Genomic DNA, 11,569 nt, shown 5'->3' on the forward strand with positions numbered 1-11,569 from the left:
GTCAAACTCATTAAATTTATTGATTATGTGTTCGCAACGGATTAAATAAGTTGAATCAGTTGTTGAAAAATTCATCATATTTTTAAGAGGGGGGTCGAAATGCAAATTTTACCAGTATTGGAATGATACTTAAAAACCAAAAAATGAAATAACTTAATATAGAACATATAGTCAATTCAAATTTTCAAAAAAAAACACCCATGATATTCTTCGAATAACAGGCACAAATAATGAAAGTACATATGGACTTTCATGCTAAATCATTGTAGCCATAGATAACTTTCATCGCTTCAATTTCTTTTGAGACATTAACCTTTTCAATGAAATCAACCTTGAACAATTCTGCATCTCTTATAAGTTGACTCATTTGCTTTTCAAGTTTTGAGTATATATATGAGTACTTATTCTCCTTTTTATTAGAGCTCTTAAGCACGTTTCGCCTTAAATTTTGAATTGTAAGAGCAGCTGCGTATGATTTATCCGCAATCATTGTGTCAGCTGTTAAAAAAAAGGATATTTCAGATATAGATCTAAAAATAATTCTCATATCTTGAGGGGTGAAGGGGTGTTCTATTCTATACAATTTATATGTTCTAGAATCAACCATAACTTCTTCATAATTTGTCCACCAACTAGAAATGTAATCAGGATTTTTTGCGGTAATTCCTGAATCTGCTAGAATCTTTGCAATTTCATCCTTTGACTTTTGGAGAGAGACACTATTCTGCTCTGCAAAAATTTCAATTGTTCGCTCCAGAAGATTAATCCATAGAACTGAATCATTGAATAATTGTTTAAATCCTTTCCACTCAAACGGTCCCTTCTGGAATTGAAGTTTGTCTCCCCATTTCATCATGAATTTAAAAAATATAGATCTAAAAGATTGATAAAAACCCAAACGATTGAGAATAACTTCCATATTAATTAATTCTCTCTTCATCGAGGAAGTGGATGAGTCAGGGCTAAAGGATATTTCTCTGAAAGAATTTCCATCCTTGAGCATAATATCTCTATCAAGAGGAAGAAATAAACCTCTATTTTGAGAGTCAATGCACAGAATAGCTGTCTCTCCATAAGTTAACTTATAATAATTATTATATTCATCTAAAATATCTGAAGTTTTTCCATAAATACTCACTCCAGAATAAGGCATAGAATACTCTTCCTCGCCCAATTCAACATCATCAATATATTGTAATTTTTCATTTTCATCAAAGTTAACTTTAGACAAAAGATCTCTTAGCAGGCAAGGTGCAGGAGTGTAATCATAAACTCTGACAACAGGATAGGCGTTTATCTCAAGTAGTCTCTTGTCTATGATTTCTTTTATCCTTCCTATTGTTTTAGTAGTTCCAACAAAGAAAAATTTATCAACATCAGAAGAATGCAAATTATAGCTTAAAGATGGATATCCTGTAGATAGTACAAAATGTTTGAAACCCTCTGGAATAGTCCTTTCAATACTTCCTAATTTATCCCAACTACACACAGTTAGATAAGATGAAATTTGTTCTGGTATTGAATCCTCTTGACGAAGTAAACGTTCAGCTCCTTTGGCTTCAAAGTGAGGAACAATTATCGTAATGTAGCATTCTTTATTTTTCTTGAATATGTCCCTGACAATATCCAGCACTTTTTCTCTAAGAGGATTCCTCTGGATACATGAATCAGTATAGAAAACTTTTCTTAAAGAATCATTTAAAGAAGAGAAGAGTTCTTGTTCAATTTTATGGTTGAGATCAGTAAATAAAATATCATAAGTCAATAGGGAATTCCACTTCTTCATTACAGATAGGATTTCAGGTTTTCCATATTCTCCAACAACATTTAAAAGTGTTGAAAAAACTTTAGAAAAATACAGTTTGACATCTTTTTTAGTTTCCCCCTCTATACTCTTCAAGCATTTCTCCAATAACTCAGAAATCTCATCATAAGAATCAATCGTAATGTATTCTGGTTTGATCTCTCTAAGCTTTTCTTTAGGCATTTGTTCCATTTTTGAAGACAGAGGATTTGGATGTCTTGAACCGCTATCATGATCAAGCTCATCAAGAAAAGTTGGGGAATCCCAAGTATGAAATAATACCTTAACAGAACCAAAAATAGTTTCATTTTCACTAAGTTTATATAAGTGACGGATATCTGGATTAGTCGAAAACATCAGAACTGTGCTAACATCGGTTTCTTTCAAAAATTCCATTAGCTTTTCCGTTCTGGGACCAGCGTATCTAGAATCAGAGATTATTTCATCCACATTTTCAATTATAAGAACATCAGGAGACACTATTTTTATTCTTCTAAGTACCTCTGAAATTTCGGATTCAGTTGAAAAAAAATGTAACTTGATTTTTTTATCTAGAATTTCCTCAGTAATTTCTTCATCGTAAAAAAAAGACTCAATTTCCGTTCCACAATTTTTCAATTTTTTAGAATTAACAAGGAGTTGCCAAAGCCACATTTTTTTATAATTGAGACTCCCTGTCCAGCGAGTTTGTTTTTCAAGAGAAACGTTCCATTCTCCATTCTCATTTATAACTTCAATTATCCTTCCGCCATTCTTAGGAACAGAGATTTCTCTTAAGAAATTGTCGCCAAGTTCTTTGGCTTCTCTAATAATAGAATTCTTGCACTTTCTAACAGTGCCATCACATAATTTATTCCTTATTTCATTTTCACCATACTTTCTATACTTAACCTCTACAACATCTTCCTTTTCAAAAACCATTTCCCTCTTAAGATTGTTGCTTTCTTGCTTTAGTTTAGGTGGAAGAAAATTATCTTCATCCTCTATATAAACAGTCTTACTAAAAACATCATACGAAGAATATGATGGTATATATGATTTATTTTCGTTATTTGTTGAATAATTCCCGATGACTGCAACTTTTCTTTTAGGGAAAGTTAAAAGATACTCTGATACGAGAAGAGGAGTGAAACGGATGTCATTCCATGGCCAGGTGATAAGGAATATTCCTTTAGGATCATCTTTTATCCAGTCAAGATAAGATTTCTCTATTTCATTTGGCACTACTTTCCATATAAGAGGCAAATGGGAAAGATAATCTTCCGATTTCTTTCCTTCCTTTTCTGTAACATACTTTACAGTTTTTGGAAATGATTCTGTAAACAGATTTACTTCAGTATAGAACAATGCATTGCAAGAGGTACATCTAAAATGTTTCTTGTCAACAAATTCAATTGGTTTCCCAGTTACGTGAGGTTCATGACAATTCGGACATGTGTAAGCAAAATGATAATAAGTTCTCATTTCTCCCCCAGCTTTTTTATTAATTTTAAAATCTGGAGCGCTATATCTGGATCCTCTACCAAGAAACCAAGCTCATAATTATTTGTCATGCCACTAAATGTAAAATTAGCCGATCCAGAAATAACTTTTTTTCCATCAGCAACAAGAACTTTAGCATGAAGTGTTTCAGTTTCAACTCTATAAATTTTCAGATAATTAAATTTTCTTTGTAAGTTTGATATGTAGTTCACAGCCTCATTTCTTATCGAAGATTCATCTCCATATAAGTATATTTCAACCTCAACTCCTCTTTCTAATGCCTTTCTCAATTTATTCACAATGCTCATATCTGTGAGAACATAAGCTGTAAGATAAAGTTCATTAGTGGCATTCGAAATCAGATCATCGATTACCGATCTAAATGATCTTACCCCATATCCAATCCATTTTTCACCCGTGGCCACAGGAACAATTTCTTCAATCATCTTCAATCTCCAATGAGAAGATGTCTGTCAAGCCAGAGATTTCTATGTTCACACGAAGTTTCAGAAATCAAAAGACAACTATAACACGCCGCTCCGTTTACAGATTCTGCAGATTTAGTTACATCACAACAAAGTGGATCATTAGAACAAAGCAAAATATTCCCAACTGCACTATTGATAATTTCACGGAATATATCTACCGATCCTACAAGTCCACCCATACCTCCATCTTCTCCTGGAGATGTATTATAAATAAGAATACCTCCATTTTTCCCATCACGAGATATGTAAACTCTTTCCCTCAGTGAAACTGCTGAATAACCAGTGTGTGAGGATAAAGCTCTGATGATTGCATGAGAAAGTGTATGGAGCCAGACGAATGCGGGTTCAGCAGAAACCTCTGACCACCCTGAATCAGATTTCATTCCTGAAGATGAGTATTCTTTCCACAGGTTGTACGCTGGTTTTGAAGTTAGATCAGGTATTTTTCTTTCACCAAATGTAATGAATATACCTTCACCAAATCCTTCATATCCTGGATACCAGACACTTCCATCTGAATGTAAATACACACCTGATGAGACTAACAATTGGGGTTCACTTTCATCTGCAGTTGATACCATACGTTTGTAGCCAAGCTGAACTGTGATTGTTCTGATCTTACTAATTGGGTGAACAAGCAATTCGGGCATGATGGATGAAGTTGAGATTATCTTTTTTGGGTGTCCCATAACAAAATTTTTGGTTGAACTTCCAGCTCCTGATAGTAGTGAATCAAATTCTTCGTACATTAAACTCATGAAAGATTTATTTTCATCATTTAAGCGTTTATAAAGAGCGCAAAATTCTGACACACCTTTTTCTCTAATCTCTTTACTTATAGTTTCAAGCGAGTTATCAGGAATTCTTCCTTTTAAAGTACTTGAAATCCAGTCTACAAAAATATTAGCATCCATTCTAAGTAAGATATCAGAGGGGGTTTTCATCATTGTATCAAGAGCTATTGAAACATCATATCTTTGGAGAATTCTTGAGATCTGATTATCGAATTCGGGAATTGTCAAAAGGGTCATCGTTTCAGGAACCCTGAGTGAAGTTGACTGCCTTTGCATTATTTTCATCAATTTTTCACAATTCTTTGACCTATCTGGCTTAGTATAAATGGGGAAATAATTGCTTGAAGGGGATTCTCTTTCTGGAATTCTTCCCGTACAGAAAAAATTCATTTTGTAAATTTCTTTCATATTGTTTCTAGCTCTACAAATAGGGCATTCTATGACAATATCTTCTAGAGAACTTCCGTTTGCTTTCCAGCGGAAGTAGTCTGGTTTACATGATGAGTTTTTATGGACAGCATAATTCCAGTTTACTTCATCAAGGTGTCCATCTGGACATGCTGCAACAAATCTAACTGCAGAAGATTCATCGTTAGTTTCACATAGAGGACATTTAGATCCGTTATACAAAATGGGGGCATGATTTCCTCTTCTTCCATAGCAGACTTTCCACACCGGGAAAACGTATGTTGAGTAAACGCGATAATTGCTTTGCTTTCCAAGTCCAGCGTTTGTAGGCAAAGCTAATATGCGAATATTCGTTTTCTCTTCCGATCTGCTTTTAATGTACTTGGAAATCCTTGTCTCTGCGATTTCAAATCTCCGAAAAGTATCCGGGTTAAAGTTTTCACCAAGTCCTTTTTCCAGAGATGGAATAATCCTGGGTCCTTTTTTAGTTTCAATTACGGAACCCGGACCATAAGTAAGAACAAACTGCGATCTGCTTATATGCTGAAATTCCCTTGTCATATTTATACCTCAAACGCAGTAGTTTCTTCTATTTCACGAAGAGATTGTGGAGCGTTTTTGTAAACAACACATAAACCAACCTTTTCATGTGCTGGATCTCCAAGTATTACATTTTTTTCTGGAGGCCTATATAGAGTATACTCATTATAAACCAAATTTTTAGTGAAACCAAGCTTTTGTGAGATTCCAAGCCATCGATCATACTGAGAACGGAAACACTGGATCGTTTTTTTTGAAACATCACGAGGTAAGCATCTACTCAAAAACTTTTCAAAGTCATTCAATGACTCTTCACTTTGAATAATATGACCTGATTCAACAAACCATCTAGAACTGGGATCAGGCATATTCCTTAGAAAAGAAACAATTGCAGGACCTGCTGCTTTCTCTAAACATCCGTCTGAAAAAGGAGACACAGAAGCAGGTTCTACCTCGATGTTTATTCTATGATGGTACCCTGTAAAGATTTCATAATGGCTAAGATCTCTTGCTCTTCCAGCTTTATAAAATGTGACAACCAGAGCTCCATGATCTCTTCCCACGCGACCAGTTGCCTGAATGTACTGAGATGTTGTTTTGGGCTGCCCGTTTACAACCATCAATGATAAGTGAGGAATATCTACACCAGTTCCAAACATTGATGTGGTGAATATAGCATCAGGGTTTTCATTAATAGTGCGTTTCTTTCCCTGTTCCAGTTCTTCAAGTAGCTGTGGAATATCAGTAGAGTTTATCCTGCTTGAAAGTTCAACAACCTTTTCTGCATCCAAATTTCGAACTGAACCTTTGGAAATATTATTTAATCTTTCAATAATGTCTTCTCTAAAAAGTGATCTATTCCCTCCTAACTCCCTAATGGAATTAAAGTAACCTACAAGAGTCCAGAAATTTACAATGTCCTTTTCAGAGCAATTCTCTTCACCAGTCTGCAGCATCCTTGACCATATTCTTATAATTGGTGTCAACGGACCTCTTCCTGGTGCATAGATCCCCATGTAAACTCTTCCGGGTCTATTTTCATTCCATCCAGATGACCAGGCAGGCATTTTTACAAAAAAACTATCTTTGAAAGTTAGACCGTATGCAGGAAATTGGAATAACGGTCTATTAAAAAGACTTTTAACTTGAATCGCTGCATCATTAACAGTTGCAGAAGATGCAATATACTTTGGAATTCCACCTGATTCACGGATAAGACCATCAACAATACACTCATAAATACCAAACATACTACCCAAGGGCCCATCCATTAAATGAAGTTCATCCTGTACTATCATATCAGGCGGAAGGAATGGATTTACATTAGTGGAATACTTTGAAATTGCATTTTTGGTGTAATTGTTTGGTAACAATTCTTCTGAATCATCACGATAGTAACCATAAAATCCATTATATTTTTTCACGTTTCCAAATATATAACTTGACTTGGGCTCAAAAGCCAGCCTTGCTATTTTATCTGCTGTACTTACAATAATAGTTGGACACCTATGGTATATCTGTTCATCAACAGTGTATGCTGGAATAGGAATATGTGAATTTTCAGCAAATGGGGAAGAATCGTCCTTCACAAACAGACCGTCTGGTAATTTCTTTTTTGAACTTCCTGAAACATTTGAGGGCACACCTTCCTTATAATTAACATTACTGTTAAGATCACATTCAGGATTCGGGCAAAAAATTTCAAAATCAACAGGTGAGTCTTTTTTTCTCCCAACTTCATTGTATGAAGGGAAATAACCAGGTCGTGAAGGTCTAAAAGAGACAACTTTAACGTTAAGCTCTTTTTCAAGTTTTGAAATAATATCATCAAACTCTTTTTCGTCAACTTTTCTGGAGCTGTCAAGTGTAATATACATTATGAAACAGTTGCTAAGGCATCTATTATCTGAAACTTGAATTTCCTTAATCAAATTAGAAACTGATGTAATCTTTGAAACGTGACTCTTCAATTCAGAGAGAGTTTTTTCATATTTAATTACGAGATATATTTTATTAATCCCAGCTGGTAAACCCGAACTGGGAACAGCAAGCCAAGTACCACATACTGGACATTTTACTATCTGAGCAGGTTCACCTTCTGACGATGAACTGTTTTGTAATGCCTTAATCGCTCCTTGTTCACCACGAAGATGGTTGGGAGAAACTCCTCCTCCTACCCACATTCCTACAGAAAATCTTACAGTTCCGTATAGCCAATCGTTAGATATAGAACACTTTTGTGGCCTCCATCCAGAAAGTCCTTGATTATTGAAAACACGCAAGTATTCTGCTGCCGTGATCATAATAAGTGTTCTTCTAAATTGTTGGACAGTTAAAAGACGTAATGTATACCTGGAAATTATGGAAGTTCCTGCCCCAGTTATATCTTTGTTATCTTTATCTCCATTCCGAAATCTTGTCTGTGCATTTCTTCTTCTTAAAGCCATAACAAAGGCCATCATTGCAAGATAAGACTCTGTTTTTCCTCCTCCTGTAGGTACCCATAGTAAATCAACGTAGTCTCTGAATTCGGAGTCTTTATTGGATAGAGATTCCAGATTCATCAAGAAAAATGCAAGTTGGAATGGTCTCCAAACAAAGTCAATATTACTTTCCTTCAGTTTGCCGCCCTTTTTCCAGAGATTTTGTAACCATATAACTTTATTAGCAAAGCAAAATGACAGAAGAATATCTTTGTTTTTTTGAAGAGATTCTATACCTCCATTAATCCTTTTCAGGCAAATTTTTTGTTTATCTATAAGCTTTTTTGCGATAATTTTATCCTTATCCGAAAAACCCTCAAGTGAAGTTTCATTCATTAGAATCCATTTTTCATAGCTTTTTAAGATAGGATCTAAATAACCTTTGATTTCCGTTTCATCCCACATTTCGGATAATTTTAAAGCTGAGAAAACAGGGGAATTTAAGATTTCAAAGTTTTTCCATTCAAAAAGAGGCGCTGGATTTGGATAAAGAGGAACAAATTCACTTCTTACATCACAAGTTATAAATTCACGGCATTCATCAAAATGAATACCTTCTGGCCATAATACTTTAATATCAAATTTGTCTTGATAATCAACATCCTTCCATATAGAGGAACACATGTGACCTCTTGCTAGAACAGGATTTTCTCTGTAAATAAAGTTAAGCTCGTCATTTTCTTCTGAATCAATGGACTCTAATTTGCAATCATTTCCAAGAATAACACGTATAGAAGGCTGATAAAGAGACGATTCGATCACTTTGTCTCCATAACAATCTCCGATCTTTAACTCATTAATCAGACTCAGCATAATATGGAGTGAATTTTTGACCTTTATCCTACTATTCAATACAACTTTTCCGTCTATTCCCTCGTAAACAGTTATTTCGTTAGAGGATTCTCCAGACGTATTAAGATTAAAAATTTTACAGTAAGGCTTTCGTTTCCAAGAAAATTCTGTTTCAGCCACGTCCATTCTATTAGAATTTTCGGAAACAAGTTCTTCTTTGAAATATCTTCCCCAAGTTACACAGACTTTCAAATAAGGATCTTTACCCTTAACTAAGAAAGATATTCCAAATGATTTAGATCTTACACGAGGATCAAGTTCAGATGGGAGTGTTGAATATGTTTTTTCCTGTGAATCAGAATCTTCTGCCCCCTTATCATCCCCCTCAACATTGAGAATTTCCGACTCTGGACCAAGTTCTCTTTGTTTGCAATCCTTTGGAATAATAACTCCAGTGATGTATTCTGTATAAGGATCTGCTTCAATTATTGTTTCCTCAGATCCATTTCTGGGTCCTAAAACTTCTTTTATCAACTCTTCAATATATTTTTCCCGCACATTCTCACTCCACAAAGTCCAATAAATATTCAATAAAAAATAATTATCAAAGAGGTAATCTGTTAAATATTCAACAATATTATACTAAGTTAGTATTCTAAAATTTGTTTAAATATTTTTCGATAAAATTATTTATCCAGATTCGTATTGTTCTAAATAAATATTTTATATTTATTTTTGAATAACTATCTTCAAAAAAGAATTCAAATAAAAAAGTGTTAAGAATCATAATTGTAAAGAATTTACAGTTCTGAATTATATATACAAATGTCTCTAAGACTACAAATTTCACATCTGGGTTTTTCTCCGGGAATGCAAATCGCGTTTGCAAAATCAATTAAAGCAAAAGAGACGGTTCTGGGGTCCCAGAAATTGACAAGATCATACATAATTCCATAGAAAAGCTTGCTTCTCCTCGATGAATCAGTAATTTTTAGCCCAAAAATTCTTCCAAGAACACGAACAGTATTTGTATCGAGTACTGGTTCAGGAAGGTTATAGCCAAAACATAGAATGGCTGCTGAGATATAATTTCCCACTCCCGGCATTGCCATTAATTTTTTCCTGTCCAGAGGCAACTTCCCCCCATATTTTTCTATGACTTCGACAGCCATGTCGTAAAGTAAATCTGCACGCCAGAAAAGTCCAAGGGATTTTAAATCGGCTCTAACTGCTTCGCGACCAGCCTTAACAATTGACTCAAAATCAGGATATTTAAAAATAAATTGTTCGTAAACATCTTTTACCTGATCAGCTTTTGTTCTGTGAAGCATCACTTCAGCAACGGTAATTTTATAGGGATCAGAGGTTTCTCTCCATGGAAACTTTCTGAGATTTTCCTCTCCCCATATAAGAAGTTCAGTGCGTATTATTTTTATTTTTGAGAAATATTCTTTATCTCTGGTAATTGTATTCATGAAATCTCTTTAAGCATCTTTTCTATTTCAACTGCTATCCCTTTAGCCATAAGAGGAGGCACAGCATTACCAATCTGTGCATACTGCGCGATTCTTGGACCTTCAAATTTATAATTATCAGGAAATGACTGTATCCTTGCCACTTCTCTAACTGTCATAGATCTTGCCTGTTTGATATCAGGATGAATGAAATAGTGACCATCCTTTGATATGTGAGCAAGTACAGCATGGGAGTAACCATACTGATTGACCACCTTAAATCTATCCAGAAACGACGTTTTATTCCTATGTGTCTGGAGTTCCGGAGACAGCTCATTATATTTTAACCGTTTTCTCTCTTTATCCCATTTTTCAATTGCAAGTCTGTATATGATACGATCTCTGGGGTTATGTATTCTTGCGTTGTGTTGAATGAGTATATCTTTTTTTTCTCGAATCATAAATCTTTGAAGATATTCAGATGTCCTTGAGAATGGCCTTGTATACTTTGCAGGGCTATCAGTACCTTCACCGGCCTGCAATGGAGGGAGGTCTTTCAAAAGGGACGAGACATGGAACCTGCTGGGAGGAATTTTTAAAAAGTCAGGATATGAAAGATCATATTCATCTTTCCAGCCGATAAATATTATCCGTTTCCTTTCCTGAAGTACACTGAAATCTTTTGCATTTAGTATGTGGGCTACTGTTTTATATCCAATTTTTTCCAGTTCTTCATGTAAATTTGAGTAGATAATCCCATTTATTGCACTTTTGATTCCCGGAACGTTTTCGAATACGAAAATTTTTGGCTCAAAGCTTTTTAAGAACGAGACGTAATGCCTGTATAGATAGTTACGGGGGTCGTTTTTCATTTCTTTTGGCTTCCTGCCTCTCCCAGCAACAGAATAAGCCTGACATGGTGGTCCTCCTATGACGACGTCAACCGAATCTCTATCAATGATTTTTAAATGATCCTGAATTTCTTTTATCGTATCAGTTTCATTTGATTCGGTTATTTCTCCCTGTAACAATCCCGCCGGCGGCATTTCCAGTTCATTAAATTTTTGAATAAATTCATCTCTGTTTAAGTTTCCAGAAATATAATCTCTATAAATCCCTTCATTACTGGAATCTTTTAGAGCATGGTAAATAGCTCTGGTTTCTAGAGAATTTCTGGCATGGTCATTTTTCTCTATATGAGAAACAAATTTGAATCCATTCTGAAAGAACCCTTCTGAAAGCCCTCCAGCGCCAGAAAACATATCAAGAACTGTGTATTTTGATTTCATCCAGAAATTCACCGAAACTGTTTTTCTTTTTTACT

At 34.8% G+C, this 11,569-nt stretch carries 6 protein-coding genes; all 6 read right to left on the bottom strand.

The genetic code is table 11. The annotated features are described in order from the left end of the window. Positions 1-250 precede the first annotated feature (250 nt). The 6 genes from MSSIT_RS06540 to MSSIT_RS06565 all read right to left on the bottom strand — a co-directional run bounded on the left by MSSIT_RS06540 (position 251) and on the right by MSSIT_RS06565 (position 11,534). Complete coding sequence (locus tag MSSIT_RS06540) at positions 251-3,268, bottom strand: hypothetical protein (protein WP_048170994.1); 3,018 nt, start codon at positions 3,266-3,268, stop codon at positions 251-253. Then, on the bottom strand, positions 3,265-3,732 hold the full coding sequence (locus MSSIT_RS06545) for a phospholipase D-like domain-containing protein (protein ID WP_048170997.1): 468 nt from the start codon (positions 3,730-3,732) through the stop codon (positions 3,265-3,267). The genes MSSIT_RS06540 and MSSIT_RS06545 overlap by 4 nt, the downstream gene beginning before the upstream one ends. A 2-nt stretch (positions 3,733-3,734) precedes the next feature. Next, entirely contained in the window at positions 3,735-5,537 is a 1,803-nt protein-coding gene (drmB, locus tag MSSIT_RS06550) for a DUF1998 domain-containing protein (protein ID WP_048170999.1), read from the bottom strand. A gap of 2 nt (positions 5,538-5,539) precedes the next feature. After that, positions 5,540-9,349, bottom strand: a complete 3,810-nt coding sequence (gene drmA / locus MSSIT_RS06555; RefSeq protein ID WP_231590450.1) for a DISARM system helicase DrmA — start codon at positions 9,347-9,349, stop codon at positions 5,540-5,542. Between the two features lie 242 nt (positions 9,350-9,591). Further along, positions 9,592-10,266: an HhH-GPD family protein gene (locus MSSIT_RS06560; protein ID WP_048171002.1), complete on the bottom strand. Its 675-nt coding sequence runs from the start codon at positions 10,264-10,266 to the stop codon at positions 9,592-9,594. Further along, positions 10,263-11,534 (bottom strand): DNA cytosine methyltransferase, encoded by a 1,272-nt coding sequence (locus MSSIT_RS06565; RefSeq protein ID WP_048171005.1) that lies wholly within the window; start codon positions 11,532-11,534, stop codon positions 10,263-10,265. Before MSSIT_RS06565 ends, MSSIT_RS06560 begins: the two co-directional genes overlap by 4 nt. Between the last annotated feature and the right edge of the window lie 35 nt (positions 11,535-11,569).

The sequence above is a fragment of the Methanosarcina siciliae T4/M genome, assembly GCF_000970085.1.
GTDB lineage: Archaea > Halobacteriota > Methanosarcinia > Methanosarcinales > Methanosarcinaceae > Methanosarcina > Methanosarcina siciliae.